This window comes from Kitasatospora sp. NBC_01246, from assembly GCF_036226505.1.
Classification (GTDB): Bacteria; Actinomycetota; Actinomycetes; order Streptomycetales; family Streptomycetaceae; genus Kitasatospora.
Map to the genome: position 1 here is coordinate 1,048,216 of NZ_CP108484.1, position 26,142 is coordinate 1,074,357.

Here is a 26,142-nt window from a genome sequence, read left to right on the forward strand (position 1 = left end):
GGGGATGGCCTCCTACGGGAGTCGGGCCGGGGTGAAGAAGGCCTTCTCGATCGACGAGAGGGTCTGGAGGTCCTGCATGTCGATGCTGTCGAAGTCGATCTCGACGCCGCTGGCGCTCTCGATCGTGTAGACCAGCTCCACGAAGGAGAGCGAGTCGACGAGGCGGCTCTCGATGAGGTTCTCGTCGGGCTCGATGGATTCCCGGTCCGGGTGCCTGGCCAGGATCCACTCGCGGACCTGGTCGATTCCTGCCGAAGCCATTGCCACTCCTCGGGTGTTGGGGCGATAGGGGGATAGGGCGATCCGGGCATGCTCGGGCCGTGCTGGATGCGTCGGGACGTACGCACTCCACGCAGCCCGTGCCGGATGCGCTCGGGCCGGTGCGGGATCTACGCGGCCCGGTGCGGGATCTACGCGGAGGCTCCGCGGCTCAGGCGAGCTGCCGGACCGCGGTCCGCACCGCGTCCAGGGCCTCGACCGCGTCGCCGTGGTGCAGGTCGACCAGGACGGAGAGCCACCGCTCCAGGCCGAACGCCACGCAGCTGGTGAAGACGAACTCGTTCTCCGGCCCGCGGATGTCGCAGCGCTCGCCGAAGAAGTTGCGGTGCGTGTTGACGGAGGAGACGGCCAGGTCGCCGACCTGGAACTCGTACTTGACCGGGCTGAGCTTCTGGAGCAGGGCTCGGGCGCCGTCGGCCCGGAAGAACGGGTCGAAGGCGGGCACCTTCTCCAGCCGCAGGGACAGCGCGTCGGCGAACGCAGCGATCCGCTCGGCGAAGGACCCGAGGACCTGCTGCGTGTGCTCGTACGAGCCGAGTGCGACGACCTCGCGCATCTGGAAGCTGAGCAGCCGCCGCAGGCCCTCGTACCGCTCCTCGTTGCGGAAGCAGCGGTTGACCAGGGTGATCAGCGCGTCCGCCGCCACGACGGAGTTCTCGTAGTACAGGAAGGCGCTGTAGCAGGTCGCGTGGGGCAGGCCGACCTGTGCGCCGCGCAGTGCGGCGGGCGCGAACCGGCCGTCGACGGGCTTGTTCTCGCCGCTCTCCAGGTCGAGTCCGGCACCGACGAGGGCGAGGTGCGGGAAGTTGACGTAGACGTCGAACTTCTCCAGGTCCGACACCGGGTACAGCGGCGGCGGGAGGATCTCGCGGGCTCCGGCGGAGCGGCCCCAGCCGGCGAACGTACGGTCGAGTTCGAGGAGCAGGTCGGTCTGGTCCGGGTCGAGGATGACCAGTCCGCCGGCGGGGCCGGTGGTTCGGGGGGCGGTGCCGGCCATCAGATGAGCCCCGTCCTCTCGAGGTACTTGGCGGTCTTGCGGTAGACGCTCTGCTCGAACTCGGCGCGCTGCGGGGATTCGAGGAGCTGCCGGCGCAGGCCGTGCGGGTCCTTGATGCCCGCGTCCCGGTACACCTGCGGGCTGTAGAGCGTCTCGAAGCTGTAGGTCATGTAGCGCCGGATGTAGCCGGCGATGTCCCGCATCTCCTCCTCGGTGGAGGTCTGCCGGACGTCGGCGGCCAGCGCGGTGACCAGTTCACGGCCGAAGGCGATGTGCCGCGACTCGTCCTGGTGGTGGATCCGGTTGATCCCGCGGATCGTCTCGTGCAGGCGGTCGTCCAGCGCCATCCGGGAGTTGAAGTGGTCCACCAGCTCCTCGAAGATCAGGATCCGGGCGAAGACCAGCAGGCTCTCCACGTTCGAGCGGGGGATCTCGACGTTCGCACCGGCCGGCTGCCGGTAGATCTTCCTGCCGTAGCGCAGGCAGAACTCGGCGAAGAACCACATGTGCTCGTTCTCCTCACCGATGAAGTGGTGGAAGAAGTCCGAGGGCGTCTCGAAGCCGGTGGTGTGAATCCGCTTGGTGACCTCGATGAGAAGTTCCCGAATTCCGTGCACATTGAGGCTGTAGAAGTTGATGCTCTCGTACCGCGACAGTGCGTGGAGCTCCTTTTCGGTGAGCCGCCGGGCAGCCTCGGTACCGTGGGTGGTGGTGAGTTCGGGGCTCATCCACCACATCTCCTCGGGCAGGCTGTCCGGCCATTCGAAGAGTTTGTAGGGGTTGTAGTAGTCATCGATCGACTTCGTGGTCAGACGGTCGAGTATTTCCAGGAACCGGCCGTCCTGGTCGATCAGTTTGCTGACCATGCTGGCGTTGACCTCCGAGTTTCCCCGGCCGCCTCGTGGTGACCGGCGGCTCCAATGCCGTGCCGTTTTCCGGCACTCTTCGAAGGTAGGGAAGTCCCGGCGGGCGCCGCAATGACCTGATGTGGTGTGGCCACATACGGCCATATCGAAGCGGCGACGCCCGCCGGGACCGACGGCACCGGGCCGGTCAGCCGGCGGCGCCCCGGACCGGCAGGAGTCCGGCCTGGACGGCGGCCGCGCCCGCCTGGAACCGGCTCTCGGCGTTCAACTCGTCCATGATGGTGGCGAGGTGACGGCGGAAGGTCCGCGAGGACATGCCGATGCGCCGGGCCACCACCTCGTCCTTGAGCCCCGAGGCGAGCAGTTCCAGGATGGCGCAGCGGACCTCGTCCAGGGTCTCGCCGTACCTGACCACGTTCGAGTCGATGTCCGTCCCGGACGCCCAGGCGTGCTCGTAGGAGCGCACCAGCCGGGCGACGATGGCCTGCTCGTAGACGACGGTGACGCCCGCGTCGTCGCCCCCGGGGTCGGCCAGGAAGGCCACCTCGCCACCCACGATGACCAGGCGCTCGAAGGCCTGGGTCGAGGTGCGGACCCGCGCGCTCGCCTCGGCCAGCGTCCGCAGGCTGCCGCGTGAGGCCAGGCTGCTGCGGGCGGTGTGCGGGTACAGGACCTGAATCGGGACCCCGGGCGGCAGCGCCGACAGGCCCAGCACGTGCGAGTCCTGCCCCTGGACCGGGGCGAACGGCTCCATGACGAGGATCTCGGACGGGCGGTCGCGCAGGGCGTCCGCCATCCGCAACCCGGTCTGCTCCCGGTCCAGCCCGCTGAGCACCGGCTCCCTCCGCAGCCGGGTGCGCTGGAGGCTGCTGTAGGTGTCGGCGAACGAGCCCAGCGTGTCCTGGAAGTCCGTCAGTTCACGGCGCTTCTCGCGGATCGCCTGCTCCAGCGGCATGAGCAGTTCCAGTTGGGCGATCTCGGGGCTGCGCGCCACGAAGCGCCCCTGCTCCTGGCAGTACCTGACGAGCTTCAGGCAGCGCAGGGCGGAGAGCGCCTGTTCCGCCCGCTCGGCCGTGATGCCCAGGTCGGTGGCGAGCTCCGGGAGGGTCACCCCCTTGGCCACCAGCAGCCGCTCGTAGACCCGGACCGCCAGCTCCTCGTCGATCGAGCACAGTCCCCGCTTCACGCTCTGTCTCCGTCCGCTCGTCCGGTGGATCCGACACCCAGATCCGCGGTGATCGTCGCGACCACCGCGGCCAACTGCTGATCGAGGAAGAAGTGGCCACCGGGGAAGGAGGTGAGCCGGAACTCCCCTGTGGTGTGGCCCTTCCAGCCGAGCGCCGCCGCCGGGTCGAGATACGGGTCGGCGTCCGCGAACAGGAAGGTGACCGGACAGGTCACGGTGGTGTCGGGCCGGGCGGTGTAACGGGAGTTGGCCCGGTAGTCGTTGCGGATGACGGTCAGGATCGACTCGCGGTACTTCGGGCGGTCCAGCAGCCTCGCCGGGATCCCGCCCAGCTCCCGGAGTTCGTCCAGGACCTCGTCGTCGCCCCGGGGGATGTTCAGGCCGAGCCCGGCGGACGGCGAGCGGCGGCCCGAGACGAACAGCCGCACCGGCGCCCGCCCGGCCGCCTCCAGCCGGCGGGTCACCTCGAAGGCGACGACCGAGCCCATGCTGTGGCCCAGGACGGCCAACGGCAGGTCGTCGAAGCCGAGCAGTTCGGCGCCGATCCGGTCGGCCAGCGCGCCGATGTCGTCGATCCCGCGCTCCCCGGAACGGCCGCGCCGCCCGGGGTACTGGACCGACAGCGCCTCGACGTCGCCGGGAAGGGCGGCCGAGAGCCGGCGGTAGGTGCCCGCCGAGGCCCCGGCGTGCGGGCAACAGACCAGGCGCAGCCCGGCCTTCGGTGCGGGGTCGAATATCTGGATCCATCCCGTGTTATTGGTCAAGCCTTGTTCTTCCATCCCAGTTGTCCCGTCCTATCCGATCACTGGGCAGCGGAGACGCAAATGATTGACGCAGGCGTGGAAGTTCTTCGGTGAGGAGAGTCGGCAGAAGGCAGGTGCGGCGCTTTCCTCGGGCCGTGATCGCCGTCGGGGCGGAGTCGACGGCGGCAACTCGCGTTCTCCATGGTGAGGGCCGCAACACGGTTCGCGGCCACAGCAGTTGCCAGGACGTCAGCTTACCTTGCGCCACTTTCATGTCAACCAATCAGAGTCCGTGTGCGACGTGTTCCCCGTGGGACTGCTGGTGAGGATTGGAAGGCCATGAAGGAACACGCGCCATCCTGCCCGGACGCACCCGGGAGGCGCCTCGACCACCTCTTTTGCGACCGCCCGCCCCCGGGATCGCGGTCCGTACCGCAACGAAGCGGTGGCGAAGGCCATTCACCTCTATGACAGAGATATCTCGACGGTGCACATCGCATATCCGCGGAACGGCCCCGCGAAAGTCCGTCCCTGCACCACCCGGAGGCCCTCACGGGCTTCTTCGGCGTCAAGCCCGCGTACTTCTTCGGTGACGAGGTCGCAAAGGAGGCCGATTCGACGCCGTCGAGGAGGCTCCGCCGGTCGGCCCTGTCGGCACTGTCGTCAGCGGCGGCAGCGGCGGCAGCGGCAGCGCCGAGGCAGCGGCGGCCTCCCGCCGCTGCCCCGGCGGCCTCACTCCGAGGCCGAGGACACCGGCGCGGCAGGGGGCTCGGCGGGCGCCGTGCGGCCGTCCGCCCGGCCCGAGGTCCAGGCGAGGCCGGCCGCCGACACGGCGAAGGCCGCCCCGACCGGGAGCAGGTGCCCGGCGGAGCCGAGGGCCTTCAGGCCGATCGCCCCGAGGACGCTGGACAGCGAGACCGCCAGGTACAGCACGGCCGCGTTGAGCGAGACGACGAGGGACTCGGAGCCCGCCGGGGCGAGCGCGATGATCCGCTGCTGCTGCGGCGCGGTCAGCGACCAGGAGGCCACCCCGCAGAACGCCACCGACACCAGCGCGGCCGCGAACGAGCCCCGGGCTTCCAGCATCGCCAGGAAGACGGCCGCCAGCCCCAGGGTCGCGGTGATCACCACCTTGCGCGGCCCGTACCGGTCGGCGAGGTGCCCGGCCATCAGGTTCCCGGCGGTGCCGGCCACCCCGAAGACCAGCAGCAGCAGCGAAACCCGCCCACCGTGTCCCCCGACGGCCGGCGCGAAGACGGAGCTGATGTACGTGTAGGGGAGGTAGACGCCGACGAAGGCCAGCAGGGTGCAGGCGAGCACGCCGGCCACCCGCCGATCGGTGAGCGGGGACAGGCGCCGGTGCAGCCCGGCCGCGGTGCCGAGCCTGATCTCGGGCAGGCGCAACGCGATCACGGCGGCGACCGGGACCGCCAGGGCGGTGACGACCCACATCGTCGCCCGCCAGCCGATCGCCTCACCGAGAGCGGTGCCCAGCGGCGCGCCGAGGGCGAGCGAGGCGGTCAGGCCCACGGTCACGATGGCGATCGCCCGGCCGCGGTGGCGCTCACCGGCGAGCGCCGCCGCCGTGGCGCCCGCGTTCGGGGTGAACATCGCCGCACCGGCCGCCGCGATCACCCGCGAGGCCAGCACCAGCCCGTAGCCGGGGGCGACCGCCGTCACCACGTTGCCCACCCCGAACACCAGCAGCGCCGTGACCAGCACGGTACGCCGTGACCAGGTGCCGGTCAGCGCCGCCAGGACCGGGGAGAGCACCGCGTAGGCGAGGGCGAAGACACTGACCAGCTGGCCCGCCGCGGCGACATCGACGTGCAGTGAGCCGGCGATGTCGGGGAGCAGGCCCGCGATGACGAAGGCGTCGGTGCCCACGGCGAAGGTACCGAGGGCCAGGAGCATCGCGGCGGGTCCCCAGGGGGCCGCCGGGGACGCGTCGGCGGGGTCGGTCACGGTGCGACTCCCGGTTCGATGATCGGCGTCTGTTACGACCGGCATCGTAACGGCAGGGGCCTCCCCCACTGGTGTCGACAGCGCGGCCGACCGTCGGGTTCCGGCCAAATGCCCGTCGGAGAAGTTCCGTTGGAGCCTTCGACGGCCGACGACCCTGCGGCGACGCCGGTCCCCCGCAATTCCCCCGCGGCGGCCGAAAGACGTCAGAAAGGTCGATGTCCATCGGACAAGACGACTACTATCGAAGCACGGAGAGCCTCCTGCCGAGCGGCCCGGGCGGATGGGTATCGTCGGCACCGGTGCACGGCCGCACCGACGAGCAGGGTGGAGCGGATGCACGCGATCGAGGAGACCTGGCTGCCACAGCCCGACCTTGCGGCGGTGGACATCGGCACCGTGCTCCAGGCACTGGCCGATCCGGTGCGCCTGCAGATCCTCCGGGCGCTCGACGCCTCCGCCGAGGAGTCGTGCACGTCGCTGGACCTGCCCGTCAAGCGCTCGACCGTCTCGCACCACCTGCGCACCCTGCGCGAGGCCGGTGTCGTGGCGACCAGGCTGGTCGGCAACAGTCGGCTCAGCCGGCTGCGCCGGGACGACCTCGAAGCCCGTTTCCCCGGACTCCTGACCTCGATCCTCACGGCCGCCCCGGCGACCGCCCCACCGGCCGTCCCGACCGGCTGACCCGGCGGGCCCGGTGATCCGGACCGCCACCGCACCGCCGCGCCATCGCGTCCACCCAACCGCCCCACCGGCGAGAAGGAGCACAGCATGGGCCGCTACGCCCACCTGGCGTACACCGACGAGGTGCGCCTGGTCCAAAGGGAACAGGGAAGCGAGTTGTCGGCCATCCGCCAGCTCGCGCACGGCGACGAGCCCGAGGAGCTGACGGACGCCGAGGCCGACTTCATCCAGTCCCGCGACGGGTTCTACCTGGCCAGCGTCAGCGAGACCGGGTGGCCGTACGTCCAGTTCCGCGGCGGCCCGCCCGGCTTCGCCCAGGTCGTCGACGAGCGGACGATCGCCTTCGCCGAGGTGCGCGGCAATCGCCAGTACATCAGCACCGGCAACATCCGCGCGGACGGCCGGGTGGCGCTGTTCTTCATGGACTACGCCCGCCAGGCCCGGCTGAAGCTCTTCGGCCGGGCCTCGGTGCAGGACCTGGAGGAGAATCCGGAGCTCGACCGGCGCCTGCTCGCCACCCGGACCGGGGGCCGGGTGGAACGCCTGATGACCATCCACGTCGAGGGCTTCAACTGGAACTGCCCCCAGCACATCACCCCGCGCTTCTCCGAGGCCGAACTCCGGCCCCACCTCGACCAGTTGCAGGACCGGCTGGCCGCATTGGAGGAGGAGAACCGCCTACTGCGAACGCAACTGGAGCAGCGGGCCGGGTAGACCGGCCTGAAGGTGCGCGGACCTGAGAACGCCGCCCCTCCTTTACTCCGGCGCCTTTCACCTCCATCTCATCTGCTGACCGGATGGCCGGCATGGCTCCGTGTGTGCGGTCAGGACGGCAAGGTGACCGACTGGGCGTGGTGGAAGACGTTCTTCTCGTCCCAGGTCTTCTTGGCCTTCCGCAGTCGGGCGTAGTTCTGCTTGTAGTAGAGGCGCTGGTAGGCCGGGTGCTTCTGGTCGGCCGTTCCGAGGTCGACGTCGGGGTAGTTCACATAGGCGCCGTCGGTGTCCGTGTCGATCTCCGGGATGCCGTTGGTGGCCTTGTAGACCGCTTGGTAGAGCCCGCTGAGGTAGGCCAGGTGCGCGGCGTCCTGCGCGGGGTCGGTCCAGTAGGTCTGGTACTGGAGCTTCATCACGGAGTCGCGCTGGGGGATCGCGGCTTCGGCGGGCTTGTGCTCGTTGATCCGGCAGCCGTAGGAGTCGATCTGGACCAGCGTCTGGGTGAGATCCATGCCGGGGACGGTTTTGGTCAGCCACTCCCAGAAGGCGTCGATGTGTGTGGGGGTGAAGCGCCGCCGCTGGTAGGCGGACTTGTACTTGCCGCGCTGATTGGCCCCGGAGGGGTTCAGCGTCATGGTGGCCTGGAACCACGGCATCTGTCGGCGCTTGTCCGGATACGGCAGGAGCACGCCCCCGGCGGCGTAGCTCTGGACCACGGCCCTGCTCGTCAGCCCGGCCTCCATCGCGGCCAGGAACTCCTCCAGCGGCGACGGATCGTCCTCGTCCCACTGGCTGAGCAGGACGACGTTCCCGTTCGTCCGGTGGGTGAGTTTGAGGATCGCGAAGAGGCCCCGGTAGACCGTCTCCTTCGGACCGCTGTGCTGGGCGAAGAAGGATCCGAAGTTCTCCACCAGGCGGCGGAAGTCCTCCGGGTGCTTGAGCAGGTCCGCCCAGGACCAGGCCACGCTGCTCAGCCAGACCCGTGGCGGCGGCTTGGGGAGGCGGGCGAAGTGGTAGCGCAGGACGACGCCGAAGTTTCCGCCGCCCCCACCGGTGTGCGCCCAGAAGAGGTCGCTCTCCGGCGAGGTCGCGGGGTCGTCCCGGTGGGCCGTGGTCAGCTCCACCGTGCCGCCGCGGACCGTGACCACGTCCACCTGGACGAGGTGGTCGACGGTCAGCCCGTCTCTTCGGGAGAGCAGCCCGTACCCGCCGCCACTGACGTGACCGCCCGCCCCGACCGAGTAGCACGACCCCGCGGGCAGCGTGACGCCGTACGTCCGGAACAGGCTGGTGTAGACGTCCCAGTTGGTCGCGCCGCCCTCGACGCAGTAGGTAGGGGCGCCGAACTTGTCCCGCGCCGCGCGGACACCGCGCAGAGTGCTGAGGTCGAGGATGACGCCCCGGTCGTTGTCGACGAACCCCTCGTAGCAGTGCCCGCCGCCCCGGATCGTCGGCCGCAGCCCCTTGTCGAGCGCGGTCTTCAGCGCCGCCACCGCGTCCGCGTCGCTCCCCGCCAGCCGGATGTAGGCCGGTCTGCTGGACCAGCGCTGGTTGAAGCCCTGACTGAGCGTCTGGTACCGCGGATCGCCCGGGAGCACCGACTGCCCGCCGAGGACGCCGGGGGCGCCGGCCGAATCGGCCGCGGCCGGGCCGGCCGCGCCGACCCCCAACGAAACGGCGGAAACCCCGGCGGCAGCCATTCCGGCACTGCCCAGGAACCCGCGGCGAGAGAATTCTTGACTCATGCCAGGACCCACTTTCTCGATTCTGAGAAGCTGGCGTCCGCACGCTAGCACGGGCATTCGCCCATGTGAATACCTGTACGAATTAGTGTGACTGTACGTCCTTTTCAATCCCCCTTCGAACTCTCCCGATTCAGAGCCATTGTCAGTGGCGCCGGTTAATGTCCCCTCGTCGACCCCGGGCCCCGGGGTGACAGCTCGATCCCGGGCCTCGCACCCCGGGGCCGCACGACCCTCGGAGAATGTGATGCGAAATAAGATCGCCAATATGATGAATGCGCCTCGCGCGGGCGAATTCCCTGCGCTCGGCCACTGGACGACCCTGCCGGCCGTCGTCGGCGGGGTCGGCCCGGTCACCCGTCGACGTCGTCCGGCCCGCCGGATCCGCCACGCCCTGCCCTGCCCGGCTATGAAGGCGCGGACGGCGGCGCCGGCCGCGCTCTCACGCGGGACGGCTCGCACGCCCCCGGGAGTCCGGAGGTCCGCCCAGGGCGCCTTCCGAGCACCGGTCCCCGACCCCCGTGGGAGGCGCCCGCGACGCCCCCGGAGCAGCCCTCGTCACCCGGAGGGAGCACGATCCGTGTGGCGTGGCTCACCATGGGAATTCCGACCTGACGATCCGTCAAAACCACTGACGGGTCGTCACATCCACCACGAGTAGGCCCACTTATGAACTGATGCAACGTCAGATTCATTCAGTTCAAGGCAAGTTGAGCAGAGTGTCGGGCAGTACGCCGTTCATCACACGGGGCTACCATCGGTGAGGTTGTCCGCTCCGGCCCCGGAGTGGGGTCACCCGATAGACTGAGTGGTCCCACCGCCCCAAGGGCCGGACACGGTCGGAACCAGGGGCGAGGACGAGGAGCGCACGGCAGCCATGACCGCTGAACCGAGCCACACAGAACAGACCGCGCGGGCCCCGCAGGCCCTCTTCCCCGGTCGCCCGGCTCCGGCCCCGCGCACCCTGGTCGACATCCTGGACGCCGCCGTCCGCACCCACCCCAACGAGCCGGCCCTGGACGACGGGCACACCGTCCTCGGCTACCGGGCACTCGCCGCCGAGGTCGAGCAGCTGCGCCACCGGCTGAACGGCGCCGGAATCGGCCCCGGTGACCGGGTCGGCGTCCGCGTCCCCTCCGGCACCAACGACCTCTACATCGCCATCCTCGCCGTACTGGCCGCGGGCGCCGCCTACGTCCCGGTGGACGCCGAGGACCCGGACGAGCGCGCCCAGCTCGTCTTCGAGGAGGCCGCCGTGGCCGGCGTGCTCGGGGCCGAGCGCGTCCTGACCCTCACCGGCGACCGGCGGCCCGCCGTCCCCGCGGACACCCGGCCGACCCCCGCCGACGACGCCTGGATCATCTTCACCTCCGGCTCGACCGGCCGGCCGAAGGGCGTCGCCGTCACCCATCGCAACGCCGCCGCGTTCGTCGACGCCGAGGCCGCCCTCTTCCTCCAGGAGGAGCCGATCGGCCCGGGCGACCGCGTGATGGCCGGCCTCTCCGTCGCCTTCGACGCCTCCTGCGAGGAGATGTGGCTGGCCTGGCGCTATGGCGCCTGCCTGGTGCCCGTCCCCCGCTCGCAGGTGCGCAGCGGCGCCGATCTCGGCCCGTGGCTCGCCGAGCAGGAGATCACCGTCGTCTCCACCGTCCCGACGCTGGCCGCGCTCTGGCCCGCCGAGGCACTGAACGAGGTCCGGCTGCTGATCTTCGGCGGCGAGGCCTGCCCGCCCGAGCTGGTGCAGCGCCTGGTCACCGAGGGCCGCGAGGTGTGGAACACCTACGGCCCGACCGAGGCGACCGTGGTGGCCTGCGCCGCGCTGCTCACCGGCGACGGTCCGGTCCGGATCGGCCTGCCGCTGGACGGCTGGGACCTCGCCGTGGTCGACGAGGCCGGCGAGCCGGTCGCCGCGGGCGGCACCGGCCAGCTGGTGATCGGCGGCGTCGGTCTGGCCCGTTACCTGGACCCGGTCAAGGACGCCGAGAAGTACGCGCCGCTGCCCTCGCTCGGCTGGGACCGCGCCTACCGCAGCGGCGACCTCGTCGAGGCCGACCCCGAGGGCCTGCTCTTCCTCGGCCGCAGCGACGAGCAGATCAAGCTCGGCGGGCGCCGGATCGAGCTCGGCGAGGTCGACGCCGCGCTGCAGGCCCTGCCGGGCGTCGCCGGTGCGGCCGCCGCCGTGCGGACCGCCCGCGGCGGCAACCAGCTGCTGGTCGGCTACCTGGTCACCAAGGACGGCTGGGACCGGGAGGCCTCGGTCGAGCGGCTGCGCGCCGAGCTGCCCGCGGCTCTGGTGCCCCTGCTGGCGTCCGTGGAGTCCCTGCCCACCCGCACGTCCGGCAAGGTCGACCGCAACGCCCTGCCCTGGCCGCTGCCCGACCTGGAGACCGCCGGGCCCACCGAGCAGCTCTACGGCACCGAGGCCTGGCTGGCCGAGCAGTGGACCGAGATCCTCGGCGTGCCGGTCGGCGGCCCGCGCGAGGACTTCTTCGCCATCGGCGGCGGCAGCCTGGCCGCCGCCCGGCTCACCACCCTGCTGCGCGCCCGCTACCCGAGCGCCGCCGTGCTGGACATCTACCAGCAGCCGACGCTGCGCAAGCTCGCCCGCCATCTGGAGCGGTCGGTGGCGGACAGCGGCGAGACCCGCACCGTCGCCCTGGTGCCGACCAGGGCCAAGCTGCTCCAGCTGCTCCTGCTGATCCCGCTCTTCACCGTGGTCGGCCTGCGCTGGACGGTCGCCCTGCTCACCCTCGGCAATGTGCTCGCCTGGTTCGGCGACTACCCCTGGGCACCGACCGCCTCGTGGTGGGTGGTCGGCGCGGGCGCGCTGGCGCTGTTCTCCCCGGCCGGCCGGCTCGCCATCGCGGCCGGCGGCGCCCGGCTGCTGCTGCGCGGCCTGCGGCCCGGCAGCTACCCGCGCGGCGGCAGCGCCCATCTACGGCTCTGGACCGCCGAGCGGCTGGCCGAGGTCAGTGGCGCGACCTCGCTCTCCGGAGCCTGGCTGACCCGCTACGCGCGGGCGCTCGGCGCCAAGGTCGGCCCGGAGGTGGACCTGCACTCGATGCCGCCGGTCACCGGGATGCTCAAGCTGGGCCGGGGCTGCGCCGTCGAGGCCGAGGTCGACCTCTGCGGCTACTGGCTGGACGGCGACCGGCTGGAGGTCGGCCAGGTCAAGGTCGGTTCGGGGGCCGTGGTCGGCACCCGCTCGACCCTGCTGCCCGGCGCCCGGGTCGGCAAGCGGTCGCACGTGGTGGCCGGTTCCAGCGTCACCGGGCACGTGCCGACCGGCCAGCGCTGGGGCGGCGCGCCCGCCGCCAAGCTGGGCCGGGCCGAGCGGACCTGGCCGAAGGACCGGCCGGCCCGCCAGGCGCGCTGGGCGGCGCTCTTCGGCGCCAGCGGCGCAGCGCTCAGCCTGTTGCCGGTGCTGCCCGCCCTCGCCGGGCTCGTGGTGCTCTCCCGCTTCGTCCAGCCCGGCCAGGACCTCGGTGCCGCACTCGGGGGCGCCCTGCTCGGCCTCCTCCCGGCCACCCTGGCCTACGGCCTGGTGTATGCGGCGCAGCTGGTGGCGGCCGTGCGGCTGCTGAGCATCGGGCTGGCCCCGGGCGTGCACCCGCTGCACGGCCGGATCGGCTGGCAGGCCTGGACGGTCACCCAGCTGATGGACCAGGCCCGCGAGATCCTGTTCCCGCTGTACGCGGGTCTGGTCACCCCGCTGTGGCTGCGGGCGCTGGGGATGAAGGTCGGCCGGGGCGCCGAGGTGTCCACCGTGCTGGCGCTGCCGAGCCTGACCACGGTCGGGGACGGCGCGTTCCTGGCGGACGACACCCTGATCGCCCCGTACGAGCTGGGCGGCGGGTGGCTGCGGCTCGGTGAGGCGAAGGTCGGTGAGCGGGCGTTCCTCGGCAACTCGGGGATGACCGCTCCCGGGCGGGCCGTCCCGGCGCGCGGGCTGGTGGGGGTGCTGTCGGCGACGCCGAAGAAGGCCAAGAAGGGCAGCTCCTACCTGGGCATGCCGCCGATGCGGCTGCCGCGCTCGGCCGACCAGGCCGACCAGAGCCTCACCTACGAGCCGCCGGCCCGGCTGCTCTGGGCCCGCGGGCTGGTGGAGGTGGCCCGGCTGCTGCCGGTGCTGGCCTCCGGCGCGCTCGGTGCGCTGACCCTCGCGTCGCTCTCCTGGCTGTCGGCGAACTGGTCCCCGGTGGCGGCGGCGCTGCTCTCCGGGCTGGTGCTGCTCGCGGCGGGCGGGGCGGCCTGCGTGGTCGCGGTGGCCGCGAAGTGGCTGCTGGTCGGGCGGTTCCGGGCGGTGGAGCACCCGCTCTGGAGCGGCTTCGTCTGGCGCAACGAGCTCGCGGACACCTTCGTCGAGGTCCTGGCGGTGCCGTGGCTGGTGGGCGCGGTCCCGGGCACGCCGGTCCTGAACGTCTGGCTGCGGGCGCTCGGCGCGCGGGTCGGGCGGGGTGTCTGGTGCGAGAGCTACTGGCTGCCGGAGGCGGACCTGGTCACCCTCGGTGACGGGGTGACCATCAACCGGGGCTGCGTGGTGCAGACCCACCTCTTCCACGACCGGATCATGCGGATGGATACTGTCATCCTCCGCGAGGGCGCCACCCTGGGCCCGGGCGGCATCGTGCTGCCCGGCAGTACGGTGGGCGCACGCAGCACCCTGGGCCCGGCCTCGCTGGTGATGCGCGCCGAGTCCGTCCCCGCCGACACGCGGTGGCTGGGCAACCCGATCGAGGTGTGGCAGGCCACCTCGTGACCGCCGCCCCCTCCGACCCGCCCGCCACCTCCACGTCCCCCAGTTCGCAGGGAGCGCACGACCCGGTGAAACCCCGCCCGGTGAACCACCAGCACGCCTCGGCGGCCCGCGCCGCCGCCCCGGACCCGTACTTCCCGAACAGCGGGGACACCCGCTACCGGGTGCACCGCTACGAGCTCGCCCTGGACTACCGCCCCGGGCCCAACCGGCTGGGCGGCACCGCGCGACTGAGCGCGGTCGCCGGGACGGCGCTGCCCGAGTTCGCGCTCGACCTCGCCGAGTTCCGGATCGGCCGGGTCCTGGTGGACGGCAAGGCCGCCCGGTACACCCACCGGGCCGGCAAGCTGCGGGTGCGGCCGGTCAAGGCGCTCGCGGCCGGCGCCGCGTTCACGGTCGAGGTGCACTACACCGGGAACCCGCGGCCGGTGCGCAGCCCGTGGGGCGGCCTCGGCTGGGAGGAGCTGACCGACGGCGCGCTGGTCGCCAGCCAGCCCGTCGGCGCCCCGTCCTGGTTCCCGTGCAACGACCGGCCCGCCGACAAGGCGACCTACCAGATAGCGGTGACCACGCCGTCCGCGTACACCGTGGTGGTCGGCGGCCGGCTGCTCACCCGCACCACGCACGCCTCCAGCACGACCTGGGTGTACGAGCAGAGCGCACCGACCTCGACGTACCTGGTGACGGTCTCGATCGGCCAGTACCGGCCGGTCGTGCTCGCCGAGCGCCCGGCCGTCCGGCAGACCGGGTACGTGCCCGAGCGGGTGGCCGGCGACTTCGCGGTGGACTTCGGGCGGCAGCCGCGGATGACCGCGTACTTCGAGGAGATCTTCGGCCCCTACCCGTTCGGCGAGTACACGGTGGTCGTCGCCGACGAGGAGCTGGACGTCCCGGTGGAGGCGCAGGGCGTCGCCACCTTCGGCACCAACCACCTCGGCGGGGGCTGGGAGCGGGAGCGGCTGATCGCCCACGAGCTGGCCCACCAGTGGTTCGGCAACAGCGTGTCGATCGCCGACTGGAGCCACATCTGGCTCAACGAGGGCTTCGCCAAGTACGCGGAGTGGCTCTGGTCCGAGCGGGCCGGCGGCCCGTCGGCCACCACGCACGCGGCGGCCGCGCACGCCCTGCTGGCCGGCCTCCCCCAGGACCTCAGGCTGGCCGACCCGGGCCGGAAGCTGATGTTCGACGACCGGCTCTACCAGCGCGGCGGCCTGACCGTCCACGCGCTCCGGCTCACCCTCGGCGACGCCGCGTTCTTCCCGATGCTCCGGGAGTGGGCCACCGCCCACCGGCACGGCGTCGTCGGCACCGCCGACCTGCGCGCCCATGCGGGGCGCTACGCCGATCACTCGCTGGAGCCCCTGTTCACCGCGTGGCTGGACCGCCCGGAGCTCCCGCCGCTGCGGGGGCTGAGCGGGCCGACCGGCTCGCCGCGACCGGGCTACTGACGGTCCGGCCCGGACCCCTCGCGGTGAGGGGGCCCGGGCCGGACCGCCGGCCGGGTGTCAGCCCGTGAAGCCGGCCGTGATGGAGGTGAACTGCCAGTCGTTCTGGGCGATGCCGGAGCAGGTCTCCTGCAGGCCGCCGCCCGCGCAGCCGCGGTCGCGGTTCACCGACCAGAAGGCCAGCCGGGCGATGTGGTGGCTGTTGGCCCAGTCGCGGATCGCGGTCCAGTTCTGGACGGTGGTGACCTCGTTGTTGTCGCTGAGGCCGTTCATGCCGGAGATGCCGACGTGCGCGTAGGCGGTGGCGTCGTCCCAGCCGAAGGTGGACTTGAGCTTGGCCTTCAGGCCCTCCGCCGCACTCACGGTGGCGGCGTACATGTCGGTGGAGGCGTTGCCGAAGTCGAACGGCATGATGGTGAACACGTCGATGTCCGCGCCGAGCGCCTTGGCCTGCTCGATCAGCCGGTTCCCGTAGGAGGTCGGGCCGGTGGTGCCGGTACCGAAGGTCAGGATGGTGCGCAGGCCGGGGTTGTTCTGCTTGACGATCTTGAGCGCGCCGAGGATGCGGTCCTGGACGACGGTGTTCTCGAACTCGTCGGTGTTCTCGATGTCGACGTCGATCGCCTTCAGACCGTAGGCGTCGATCACCTTCTGGTAGGCGCCGGCGAGATCGGCGGTGGTGGCGCAGTTGGGACCGAGCTTGTTGCCGCTCCACCCGCCGATGGACGGGACGACGTCGCCGCCGGCCGCGCGGACGGCCTTGATGGTGGCCTGGTCGACCCCGTTCAGCAGCGGCCGCTGGCTGTCCCAGGTGGGGTTGCAGCCGTTCTGGGCGAGGACGAAGGCCAGGGTGAACCACTTCACGCCGGTGGCGTACATGACGGTCGTGGGGGCCGGCGGGTTGCCCCAGCCGTTGTAGAGGTAGGGCGCGGCCTGCTTGAACCCGGTCGGGGTGCCGCCGCCCGGGTCGGTGGTGACCACGAGGGCGGCGGAGGAGCCGGAGGTGTTGCCGGCCGCGTCGCGGGCCTTGACGGTGAAGCTGTACGCCGTGGCGGCGGTCAGCCCGTCGACGGTCGCGCCGGTGCCGGTCGTGGTGGCGACCTTGGTGGCGCCCTGGTAGACGTCGTAGCCGGTCACGCCGACGTTGTCGGTGGCGGCGTCCCACGCGAGGGTGACGCCGGTGGCGGACTTGCCGGTGCTGCGCAGATTGCCTGGGGACGTGGGTGCCTGGGTGTCGCCCGGGGTCCCGCCGCCTGGGCCGTCCAGGCTCAGGTCGTCGGCGTAGTAGGTGCCCTGGCCGTACCAGCCGTTGACATAGACCTCCGCGCTGGTCTGCGTGGCGCCGGTGGTGAAGGAGACGCTCAGCCGGGTGTAGTCGGCGGCCGAGGTCCAGGCGGAGCCGGCGCCGGTGACACCGAGGTAGACATAGCTGCCGCGGACCCAGCCGGACAGCGAGTACGTGGTGTTGGGCTGGACGGCGACGGTCTGCGTGCACTTGGCGTTGTCACTCGCGGAGGCGGCGCCCGCCAGCGCCTTGCCGCCGCCGTGCACGGGGGTGGAGACCACCGAGCCGAGTCCGCCGGTGCAGGACCAGCCGGACAGGGTGCCGGTCTCGAAGCCGGGGTTGCCGAGTTGGTTCGCCGCGTGGGCGGCGGTGGGGGCGGTGAACGCGGCGGCGGCCGCGAGCAGGGCTGCCGCGCCGACGGCGGGCAGTCGGGTGCGCTTGAGCACCGGGGACCTCCAGTGGGGGTGTGGGGGTGGAGGTGCGGGGAGGAGCCCAAAATGGACTGGACCAATTCATGCTGTCAAGTACCGTCCGGCGAGCGGACGGTGAGCGGGCGGCGAGCGACGGGTGAACGGGGCCGGGAGCGGGCCGGAGCGCCGGGAGAGCGAACGGAGACGCGGCCCGGGGACGCCGAAGGCCGCGCGGCCCCGGGTGCCTGGTGGCCCCGGGGCCGCGCGGCCTTCGGCCACCGGCCCCTCCCCCGGAACGTGTGTTCAGGCCGGGAGCGGCAGGCGCCGACGCGTCAGCAGTTCGACGGCGCCGCGTTCCCGGCGAAGCGGTCGGCGATCCAGGTCAGGTACTCCTGCTGCGCCTCGAACGGGATCGTGTTGTGGGTCGCGCCCTGGTAGGTCGAGTATTCGACCGGCCGGCTGAACCCGCAGGCCCGCTTGATGTACTGCTCGGTGGAGTGCGGGTTGATGACGGTGTCCGCCGTTCCCTGCATGACCAGCACCGGTGCCACCGTGGCGGCGTAGCCCGGGGTGTTCTCGTAGAAGCGCCGGCTCCAGACCTCCGGCACATCGCGCAGCGGCTTGAACAGCGTGTCCAGCTGGTGGTTGTCCGCGACGTTGTTCTGGATCACGTCGGCGAAGTGCTCGATGCAGGCCACCCCGTCGCCCTCCAACGCCTGGAGTCCGGCCGGCTGCAGCACGTCGGTGGCCCGCAGCTCGGGGTAGGCCGCCAGGAAGCCCCGGTAGACGTTGATCCGCAGCGCCGCGTTGTGGGCCTCCGAGGACTCGTTGCGCGGACCGGGCGGCACGAGACCGGCGAACTGCGGACCGAGGTCGGCGGCCGGCGCCAGCGCGGCCACGCCGACCAGGTCGAGGTCCGGACTGTAGCCGGGCGCGTCCTGACCGACGAACAGCCCCGCGCCGCCGCCCTGCGACCAGCCCAGGACGGCCGTGCGCCGGCCCGCCCGGGCCGAGCGGATCTGCCGCACCGCGGTGACGGAGTCCAGCACGTTGTGCGTCTCGGTCGCGCCGACCACGTACTGGTGGACGCCCGGCGTCCCCAGGCCCTGGTAGTCGGTCGCCACCACGACGTCGCCGGCGCCGAGGAACTGGGTCAGCGCGGGCACTCCGACGTCGATCGAGAAGGGGCTCTGGTAGCTGAAGTAGTCGACGAGGTCCCGGGCCGGGTTCGGGGCGGCCGACGGGGCGCACTGGCGCGGCCCGCCGACGGTCCCGTGGGCCCACGCCACGACGTTCCGGTCGCCGCGGCGGGGGACGGCGTCGGTCGGCCAGGCCACCAGGCCGGAGACGGCGACCGGGGTGCCGTCGTGCAGCGTCGAGCGGTAGAGGATCCGGCAGGCCCGGGCGTGGTCGGGCGCCTCGATGGCGCGGGCCCAGATCAGGTCGCCGTGCCGGCCCTCGGGCAGCGGGGACGGGGGCTCGTAGAAGGCGTCGCCGCCGGGGCCGACCGGGACACCGGGGGCGCACCGGCCGGAGTGGTCCGGGCCGCGGCCGTCGTCGGTCGCGGCCGCCTCGGTGCTCAGTGCGGGCAGGGCAAGAAAGGTCACGAGGGCAGCCGCAGTGACTGCCCGTAGCCAGGCTCTCATCAGGTATCCCATCGCCGGAGGCCGGCTGCCCCCGGCCGGCCCCGGAGGCGGCCGTGCCGTGCGAGCCGGCTTGTCATGGTCGAGCCGAGGCTACTCCTCGTAGACCGGCAATCGACTGACCGTCACCACCGCCGCGTGTTGGCGGCTCCGGCCCGGGGCGGAGCCGCCGTGAGCGGCGCGGCGGGCCCTCGGCGGGACTCCCCCGGCCGGCCCGGGAAGGAGGTGGAGGACCGTGGACGACCGACGTAGGTTGAGGGAGCCGTCCGGCCCCGCCGACGGCATCCGGCGACGGTCGACACCGGCCCCGGTCCGCGTTTCAGCCCCTGCACCGAATGATTCAGAGGATCAGATGACCGACCAGTACGACGAGCTCCTCCCGACGACCCGCCGCGCGCTGCTGCACCGGATCGCGGTCGCACAGGCCGAGGGCCGGACGCCCTCCCTGGTCGCCGCGGTGGTCCGGGACGGCAGACTGGTCTGGAGCGGAGCGCGCAGCATGATCGACGGTCATGCGCCCACCGTCGACGTGCAGTACCGGATCGGCTCGCTCACCAAGACCTTCGTCGCCGTCCTGGTGCTCCGGCTGCGCGACGAGGGCCTGCTCGACCTGGCCGACCCGCTGGAGCGCCACCTGCCCGGCACCCCGGCCGACGGCGCCACCGTCGCCCAACTGCTCGCCCACTCGGCCGGCCTCGCCTCCGAGACCCCGGCGCCCTGGTGGGAGCGGACCGACGGCACGCTGCGCCCCGAGCTCGCCGACCTCCTGGAGGGCGACAACCCGCGCAAGCACCCGGCGGGGCGGCTCCACCACTACTCCAACCCCGGCTACGCCCTGCTCGGCGCGCTGGTCGAGCGCCTGCGCGGCGAGCCGTGGCACGAGGTGCTGCACCGCGAGGTCCTGGCTCCGCTCGGGATGGACCGCACCACCCTGCTGCCCGAGCACCCGCACGCCGGCGGCTTCGCCGTCCACCCCTGGGCCGACGTCATGCTGCCCGAACCGCTGACCGAGACCGGGCTGATGGCACCGGCCGGGCAGCTCTGGTCGACCGTCGCCGACCTGGCCCGCTGGGCCGCCTTCCTGACCGCCGGCGACCCGAAGGTGCTGACCGCCGAGAGCCTCGCCGAGATGCGCGTACCCGCCGTCGGCCCGGGCGGCGAGAACTGGTCCGGCGGGTACGGGCTCGGGCTGCAACTGCTGCGCCACCAGGACCGGGTGCTCTACGGCCACACCGGTTCGATGCCGGGCTTCACCGCCGGCCTCTGGATCAGCGAGGCGGACGGTCTGGCGGCGATCGCGGTCGCCAACGCGACCAGCGGCGGCGACACCCCGCGGGTCGCGGCGGAGCTGATCTCCCTCACCGCCCAGCACGAACCCCGGCTGCCCGAGCCCTGGCGCCCGCTGTCCTCCCTCGACGAGGACCTGCTCGCGCTCACCGGCCCCTGGTACTGGGGCGCCGCCGGCCACACCCTGCGGCTGAAGGCCGACCGCGTCCTGGAACTGGCCCCGCTCACCGGCGGCACCCGCAGCTCCCGGTTCCGCGCCGAGCCGGACGGCTCCTGGACGGGGCTGGACCACTACTACGCGGGCGAGACGCTGCGGGTCGTCCGCGCCGCCGACGGCTCGGTCAGCCACCTGGACGTCGGCTCCTTCGTCTTCACCCGCCGGCCCTACGGTCCGGCCGAGGCCGTGCCCGGCGGGGTCGACCCGGCCGGCTGGCAGGCCTTCTGAGGCGTCGGGCCTCCCCCGGCCCGGGTGTGTCGCCGCCGCGGGGCTCCGACCCGCCGTGACGGGCGCCCGGTGCTGCGCGGCGGGCCTACGCCGCGCCGCCGCGGGGCTCCGGCGCTTCGGCGTCGGGGGCCCGCGCTCCGGCCGGGGAACCAGGCGGACGGGCCAGGCGCAAAAGGTGGGCCGTGCGCAGCGCGTGCGACGCGAGCAGCGTGCCGACGACCGTGCAGGGCGCCAGCGCGGCGTCCGTCGCGCCGCTCTCCCACCCGAGGAAGGCGCCGACCGCCAGGAACGGGACGACCCCCGTCACGGGGGCGATCACCATCGCGAAGGCGAGGGTGCTCCGCCTGCGGTCCTCCTCCCAGCACCGGTCGGAGGTGATCTGCAGGGCGCCGGCCATCGCCACCACCAGCATCCACCAGGGCGAGGTGGCCAGTCCGACCAGCCTGGCGAGCAGGTGGAGGAGGAGCAGTACGACCGCGAGCTGGGCCTGCACCCGCAGGATGTCCCGCAGCTCCGCGGCGATCTCCCGCCGCCGCGCCGAGCCCGGTTTCCACCCCATGGAGCGGAGCATACGGTGGCGCCCGCACACCGAACAGGTGTCCGGCAGACAGTGAGTGGCCCCATTCAGCAGGTGCACATCCAAGCTCTGCCGAACGGCAACGTGGACGCCAGCCGACACGGAGAAACATACGGATACCGGTTCGCACGCCCCACGACCGAGAGTGCGGGCCGGTGCCACGGCGAACCGTGGCCGCCGTCGTCCGTGCCGCCCTGGAGGGTCTGCCATGACCACCGTCCCCACGTACGCTCCGCCCGCCGTCACCCCCGGCCACACCTCGGTGCTCCCCATCCCGCTGCCGGCGCAGCAGACCGTCGTCCGGCCGCTCACCGTCCGTCCGGTCCCCGCCGTTGTACCCGCCCCGGCCGCTCCCGTGCCAGCCCTCTCCGCACCGGCGCTCTCCGCACCGGCCCTGTCCGCACCGGCCCTCCTCGGCAAGGTGCCGGCGCCCGCCTACACCGTCGCGCTCGCCCGCGACGAGGCCGACGTGCGCGCCGCCCAGCTGCTGCGCCACCAGGTCTTCGCCGCTGAACTCGGTGCCCGGCTGCACAGCCCGGTGGCGGGGCTGGACGTCGACCCGTTCGACGCGTTCTGCGACCACCTGCTGGTGCGCGAGGGCGAGGACGGCCCCGTGGTGGGGACCTACCGGCTGCTGCGCCCGGCGGCCGCCCGACGGGCCGGACGGCTCTACTCCGACGGCGAGTTCGACCTGCGCAACCTGTCCCCGCTCCGCGACGGCCTGGTGGAGCTGGGCCGCTCCTGCATCCACCCGGACCACCGGGGCAACGGCGCGGTCATCAACCTGATGTGGGGCGGCATCGCCCGCTACCTCGCCGACACCGGCAACACCTGGGTCGGCGGCTGCTGCTCGATCCCGCTGGACGACGGCGGCGCGACGGCGGCGCGGGTCTGGGACACCGTCAGCGCCAAGTACCTCGCCCCCGAGGAGTACCGGGTCGCCCCGCACCGGCCGTGGGACCCCACCGGCCTGCCCCGCGCCGAGCGGGCCGCGCTGCCGGCACTGCTCCGCGGGTACCTGCGGCTGGGCGCCTGGGTCTGCGGCGCGCCCGCCCACGACCCGGACTTCGCCACCGCCGACCTCTACGTGCTGCTGTCCCTGGAGCGCACCGATCCGCGCTACCTGCGGCACTTCCTCTCCGGGCTCGCTCCGGCGGCCCCGGCCACCGGACCGGCCGCGCCCGGCGGTACGGAACCCGCGCCCGGGCCGCTCTCGTGAGCGTCTGGCTGCCGACCGCCCCCTGCACGCCGGAGACCTGCCTGACCGAGGCTGCCCCCGTGGTGGCGCTCCCCCGGCGGATCCTGCGCCTCGGCGCGTTCCTGGTCGTGCTGGTGGCGGGCCTCGCGCTCACCCCGTCGGTCCGGGCCCTGCCCGGGGGCCCTCGCGACGCGCTGGTCCGGTTCTGGGCACGCACCCTGCTCCGCGCGCTCGGGGTCACCGCCCGGATCGCGCCGCCCCCGGCCTGCGGCGGCGGGGTGCTGGTGGTGGCCAACCACGTCTCGTGGCTGGACATCCCGCTGATCGCGGCCGGCCGGCCCGGCCGCTCGCTGGCCAAGACCGAAGTCCGGCAGTGGCCGGTGCTCGGCCCGCTGGTGGCCTGGGGCGGCACCGTCTTCCTCGACCGCGACCGGCTGCGCACCCTCCCCGGCACGGTCGCCGCGGTCACCGAACTGCTGCGCGCGGGACGGCCCGTGGTCGTCTTCCCCGAGGGGTCGACCTGGTGCGGGCGGGAGAGCGGCCGGTTCCGCCCGGCGCTCTTCGAGGCCGCCGTCCAGTCCGGTGCTCCCGTGCAGCCGGTGACGGTCCGCTACCGGCTCGCGGACGGGCGGGCGACCAACGCGCCGGCCTTCGTCGGCGAGGACGGCCTGCTCGCCTCGATCGCCCGGGTGGTGTCGGTCCGTGGACTGGTGGCCGAGGTGACCTTCCTTCCCGCGATCCCGGCACCCGCGGTCCGGACCGGTCAGCCGGCGGACCGGCGGCAGCCGCGCCGGGAGCTGGCCCGTGCCGCCCAGGCGGCCGTGGAGGCGACCGGCCGGTGAGTGCCCGTTGGTGACTGCCCGTTGTGAGCACCCGCTGTGAGTGCCCGCTGGTGAGTCAGACCGGTGGGGTCGGTGCGGCCGGGTGCCCGCGGCGGATGCCCGTCGTGCCCGGCGCCGCCCGGTGATCGACGGGCGGTGGGCCGGGCGAGTAGCCTCACGGCATCCGCCCGTCCACCACGGCTCGCCGCCGTCGACCGCCGTGCCACACCGTCCGACTCCCCTGCGACCGGCAGCCGTTCCACGGGACCGCCCCCGCCCGCCGCCGGGGTCGGCCGACGCCACGCCCAGGAGGACTCCCGCCGTGCCCGAGCTGTACCCGATCGGCAAGCCCTACGCGCAAGGACTCCTGGAGGTCGGCGACGGCCAGCGAATCTACTGGGAGGCCTCGGGCAACCCCGCCGGCAAGCCGGCCGTCGTGGTGCACGGCGGGCCGGGCTCCGGCCACAGTCCGAAGAACCGGCGCTGCTTCGACCCCGAGCGCTACCACCTGGTGCTGTTCGACCAGCGCGGGTGCGGACGGAGCCTGCCGCACGCCGCCGACCCGACGACCGGTCTGGAACACAACACCACCGCCCATCTGATCGCCGACATGGAACGGCTTCGCGAACACCTGGGCATCGAGAAGTGGCTGCTGTACGGCGGCTCCTGGGGCTCGACCCTGATCCTCGCCTACGCGCAGACCCACCCCGAGCGGGTCTCGGAGATCGTGATCTGCGGGGTGACCATGACCCGCCCCGAGGAGACCGACTGGCTGTACCGCGGCGTGGGCCGGCTGCTGCCGGGCCCCTGGGAGGCGTTCCGCGACGGGCTGCCGCCCGCCGAACGGGACGGCGACCTGGTGGCCGCGTACAGCCGGCTGCTGAACAGCCCCGACGAGGCCGTCCGCCGCAAGGCCGCACGGGACTGGGCGACCTGGGAGGACGCGGTGATCGCGCACGAGTCGCTGGGGAAACCGAACGCCTACTCCGACCGCCCGGACGACGCCTTGATGGCGTTCACCCGGATCACCGCGCACTATTTCGCGCACGACGCCTTCCTGGAGGACGGCCGACTCCTGCGCGACGCCGGACGGCTGGCCGGGATCCCGGGCGTCCTGATCCACGGCCGGCTGGACCTCGGATCGCCGCTGAAGACCGCCTGGGAACTGGCGAAGGCTTGGCCGGACGCTGAGTTGACGGTCATCCAGGACTCCGGCCACACCGGGAGCCCCGCCATGGGCGAGGCGGTGTTCGCAGCCATCGAACGGTTCGCCGGACCCGCCCGGAACTGACCACGACGGCTCGCTCCGGCCGTCTCGTGCCGGCGGCGAGACGGTCCGCCGGCCCGACCGGGAGTCGGACCTGCGGCGAGACCGAGACGGTGGAGTTGCCCGGCCGTTGCCCGGCCGGGGGCCGTCCGGGCCCGGTCGGCCGTGTGCCCAAGGGCCGCTCCCGGCCGCCCGATCGGGCCCCTACGATACGAGCATGATCGCCTATGCCCCCGCGGCCCTGTTCTTCGTCCTGTGCGGGATCGGGGTGCTCCGTGACCGACGCCGATTCAGCAACGCCGTCCTGCTCGGCATAGCCGTCTCCTTTCTCGCCCTGGCGCTGCTCGCCGAGTTGCGCAAGGCCCCGACACTGGTCGCCGAGGTGGCAGCCGTCGCCATCATCCTGCTGCCGGCGGTCGGAACGCTGGCGCTGGTCGGCTTCCTGATCGCCAACGGCCTGACGATGGTCCGCAAGGAGGGCAGACGGCCGGCCAATCTGCTGTCCCTGCTCGCGGGCCTCGGCATCCTCTCCGTGATCAGCCTGCTCGTCGCCGCCGTGGTGACCCGCTCGTACCGGCTGGGGGTCCTCGCCGGCACCGCCGTGCTGGTGGTCGGTTACATCTCCTTCCTGTTCGTCTGCTTCGTGGGCTACGCCTTCCTGTACGGCCGCCACCGCCCCCGCCGGGACGTCGACTTCGTCGTGGTGCTCGGCTCGGGCCTGATCGGCGGCGACCGGGTGCCGCCGCTGCTGGCGAGCCGGCTGAACCGGGGCCGTGAGGTGTACGAGAAGCAGGCCGCTCGCGGCAACCCACCGGTGCTGATCACCTCGGGTGGCCAGGGACCGGACGAGAAGCTGCCCGAGTCCCACGCGATGGCCGACTACCTCGTGCAGCGCGGCTTCCCCGAGGCACACCTCGTGCGTGAGGAGCACTCGCGCACGACGGAGGAGAACCTGCTCTTCTCCAGGGCGATCATGGAGCAGGCCAAGCCCGGGTACCGCTGCGTGATCGTCACCAACAACTTCCACGCGTTCCGTGCCGCGCTGACGGCCCGTAAGGCGGGTGTGACCGGGCAGGTCTTCGGCTCCCCCACCGCGGCGTACTACTGGCCGAGCGCGACGATCCGGGAGTTCGCCGCCGTCTTCCTCTCCCACAAGCTGATCAACTTCGGTATCTGCGGCTTCCTCGCGCTGTGCGGAGTGCTCGCCGCCGCGCTCTGACGCACCGGGCACCCCGTCCTTCCGGGCCCCGGCCGCCAGAACCCGGGGAAACGGCCCGGGCCCGCCATGTCATGCCGTCGGACGCGGCGCCAGGACCGCACAGGTGGTCGTCCCGTGCGCGTACAGCTTGCCGTCCTCCACGCCGACCACCCGCGCCTCCGCCGTCGCGAGGGTACGGCCGACGTGCAGCGCCACGGCCTCGCACCGCAGCTTCCCCGAGTCGGCGAACACCGGGCGCACCATGTGCACGTTCAGCTGGGTCGTGGTGTAGGCCGTGCCGGCGGGCAGTCGGCTCATCACGGCGCAGCCGAGCGCCGAGTCGAGCAGGGTGGCGAGGTAGCCGCCGTGCACGGTGTTCATCGGGTTGAAGAGATGCTCGCCGACCTCGCCCTCGAAGACCGCTGTGCCCGGCCCGGCCTCGACCAGTCCGAAGCCCAGGGTGCTGGCGATCGGCGGAGCCTGGATCCGTCCCGCGATCATCTCCTGCAGGATCTCCTCCCCGGTGAGGTGCGGGAACGCGGAGACCGGCGGTCCGGCCTGCCAGTGGTGGGTACGGCTGTGCGACGCCTTGTCCGGCACGGTCTGCTCTCCCTGGAATCCATACGTGGTCATGGGA

The 26,142-nt window shown here is 72.7% G+C and carries 20 protein-coding genes; 9 read left to right on the plus strand and 11 right to left on the minus strand.

Going from position 1 to position 26,142, the window contains the following annotated elements; genetic code table 11:
• Nucleotides 1–12: 12 nt before the first annotated feature.
• From OG618_RS04755 to OG618_RS04780, 6 genes are all read right to left on the minus strand, one after another.
• A complete protein-coding gene (locus tag OG618_RS04755; protein WP_329485905.1) occupies nucleotides 13–261 on the minus strand; it encodes a phosphopantetheine-binding protein in 249 nt (82 codons plus the stop codon).
• A gap of 169 nt (nucleotides 262–430) precedes the next feature.
• Nucleotides 431–1,276: a hypothetical protein gene (locus OG618_RS04760; protein WP_329485906.1), complete on the minus strand. Its 846-nt coding sequence runs from the start codon at nucleotides 1,274–1,276 to the stop codon at nucleotides 431–433.
• The gene (locus OG618_RS04765) at nucleotides 1,276–2,142 is read right to left on the minus strand and encodes a diiron oxygenase (protein WP_329485907.1); all 867 of its coding nucleotides are present in this window, start codon (nucleotides 2,140–2,142) and stop codon (nucleotides 1,276–1,278) included. The genes OG618_RS04760 and OG618_RS04765 overlap by 1 nt, the downstream gene beginning before the upstream one ends.
• 187 nt (nucleotides 2,143–2,329) lie before the next feature.
• Nucleotides 2,330–3,328 (minus strand): LuxR C-terminal-related transcriptional regulator, encoded by a 999-nt coding sequence (locus OG618_RS04770; RefSeq protein WP_329485908.1) that lies wholly within the window; start codon nucleotides 3,326–3,328, stop codon nucleotides 2,330–2,332.
• Entirely contained in the window at nucleotides 3,325–4,092 is a 768-nt protein-coding gene (locus OG618_RS04775) for a thioesterase II family protein (RefSeq protein ID WP_329485909.1), read from the minus strand. The genes OG618_RS04770 and OG618_RS04775 overlap by 4 nt, the downstream gene beginning before the upstream one ends.
• A 711-nt stretch (nucleotides 4,093–4,803) precedes the next feature.
• Nucleotides 4,804–6,036: an MFS transporter gene (locus tag OG618_RS04780; RefSeq protein ID WP_329485910.1), complete on the minus strand. Its 1,233-nt coding sequence runs from the start codon at nucleotides 6,034–6,036 to the stop codon at nucleotides 4,804–4,806.
• Nucleotides 6,037–6,369: 333 nt separating this feature from the next.
• On the opposite strand from OG618_RS04780, the gene OG618_RS04785 reads away from it, so the two are divergent.
• Nucleotides 6,370–6,717 (plus strand): ArsR/SmtB family transcription factor, encoded by a 348-nt coding sequence (locus tag OG618_RS04785; RefSeq protein ID WP_329485911.1) that lies wholly within the window; start codon nucleotides 6,370–6,372, stop codon nucleotides 6,715–6,717.
• 87 nt (nucleotides 6,718–6,804) lie between these two features.
• Nucleotides 6,805–7,431: a pyridoxamine 5'-phosphate oxidase family protein gene (locus OG618_RS04790; RefSeq protein ID WP_329485912.1), complete on the plus strand. Its 627-nt coding sequence runs from the start codon at nucleotides 6,805–6,807 to the stop codon at nucleotides 7,429–7,431.
• Between the two features lie 110 nt (nucleotides 7,432–7,541).
• On the opposite strand, the gene OG618_RS04795 is transcribed toward OG618_RS04790, so the two are convergent.
• Nucleotides 7,542–9,131 (minus strand): FAD-binding oxidoreductase, encoded by a 1,590-nt coding sequence (locus OG618_RS04795; RefSeq protein ID WP_329485913.1) that lies wholly within the window; start codon nucleotides 9,129–9,131, stop codon nucleotides 7,542–7,544.
• Between the two features lie 919 nt (nucleotides 9,132–10,050).
• Here OG618_RS04795 and OG618_RS04800 point away from each other — a divergent pair.
• Nucleotides 10,051–13,932, plus strand: a complete 3,882-nt coding sequence (locus OG618_RS04800; RefSeq protein ID WP_329485914.1) for a Pls/PosA family non-ribosomal peptide synthetase — start codon at nucleotides 10,051–10,053, stop codon at nucleotides 13,930–13,932.
• Nucleotides 13,933–13,997: 65 nt separating this feature from the next.
• A complete protein-coding gene (locus tag OG618_RS04805) occupies nucleotides 13,998–15,377 on the plus strand; it encodes a M1 family metallopeptidase (protein ID WP_329485915.1) in 1,380 nt (459 codons plus the stop codon).
• Nucleotides 15,378–15,434: 57 nt separating this feature from the next.
• Here the strand turns inward: OG618_RS04805 and OG618_RS04810 are convergent, their stop codons facing one another.
• Nucleotides 15,435–17,105: a carbohydrate binding domain-containing protein gene (locus OG618_RS04810; protein ID WP_442906762.1), complete on the minus strand. Its 1,671-nt coding sequence runs from the start codon at nucleotides 17,103–17,105 to the stop codon at nucleotides 15,435–15,437.
• Between the two features lie 296 nt (nucleotides 17,106–17,401).
• Nucleotides 17,402–18,676: a lipase family protein gene (locus OG618_RS04815; RefSeq protein ID WP_329485916.1), complete on the minus strand. Its 1,275-nt coding sequence runs from the start codon at nucleotides 18,674–18,676 to the stop codon at nucleotides 17,402–17,404.
• Between the two features lie 388 nt (nucleotides 18,677–19,064).
• On the opposite strand from OG618_RS04815, the gene OG618_RS04820 reads away from it, so the two are divergent.
• Nucleotides 19,065–20,444 (plus strand): serine hydrolase domain-containing protein, encoded by a 1,380-nt coding sequence (locus OG618_RS04820; protein WP_329485917.1) that lies wholly within the window; start codon nucleotides 19,065–19,067, stop codon nucleotides 20,442–20,444.
• A gap of 85 nt (nucleotides 20,445–20,529) precedes the next feature.
• Here OG618_RS04820 and OG618_RS04825 read toward each other — a convergent pair whose 3' ends face one another.
• Entirely contained in the window at nucleotides 20,530–21,003 is a 474-nt protein-coding gene (locus OG618_RS04825) for a hypothetical protein (protein ID WP_329485918.1), read from the minus strand.
• A gap of 373 nt (nucleotides 21,004–21,376) precedes the next feature.
• Between OG618_RS04825 and OG618_RS04830 the strand changes: the two genes are divergently transcribed.
• The 4 genes from OG618_RS04830 (at nucleotide 21,377) to OG618_RS04845 (ending at nucleotide 25,526) form a co-directional block, all read left to right on the plus strand.
• Entirely contained in the window at nucleotides 21,377–22,240 is an 864-nt protein-coding gene (locus OG618_RS04830; RefSeq protein ID WP_329492010.1) for a GNAT family N-acetyltransferase, read from the plus strand.
• Complete coding sequence (locus OG618_RS04835) at nucleotides 22,237–23,061, plus strand: lysophospholipid acyltransferase family protein (protein WP_329485919.1); 825 nt, start codon at nucleotides 22,237–22,239, stop codon at nucleotides 23,059–23,061. Before OG618_RS04830 ends, OG618_RS04835 begins: the two co-directional genes overlap by 4 nt.
• 301 nt (nucleotides 23,062–23,362) lie before the next feature.
• Nucleotides 23,363–24,331 carry a prolyl aminopeptidase gene (pip, locus tag OG618_RS04840; RefSeq protein ID WP_329485921.1) on the plus strand — a complete coding sequence of 323 codons (969 nt, stop codon included), beginning with the start codon at nucleotides 23,363–23,365 and terminating at the stop codon, nucleotides 24,329–24,331.
• 193 nt (nucleotides 24,332–24,524) lie between these two features.
• Nucleotides 24,525–25,526: a YdcF family protein gene (locus OG618_RS04845; RefSeq protein ID WP_329485923.1), complete on the plus strand. Its 1,002-nt coding sequence runs from the start codon at nucleotides 24,525–24,527 to the stop codon at nucleotides 25,524–25,526.
• A gap of 69 nt (nucleotides 25,527–25,595) precedes the next feature.
• Here OG618_RS04845 and OG618_RS04850 read toward each other — a convergent pair whose 3' ends face one another.
• On the minus strand, nucleotides 25,596–26,138 hold the full coding sequence (locus OG618_RS04850; protein ID WP_329485924.1) for a PaaI family thioesterase: 543 nt from the start codon (nucleotides 26,136–26,138) through the stop codon (nucleotides 25,596–25,598).
• Nucleotides 26,139–26,142: the final 4 nt, after the last annotated feature.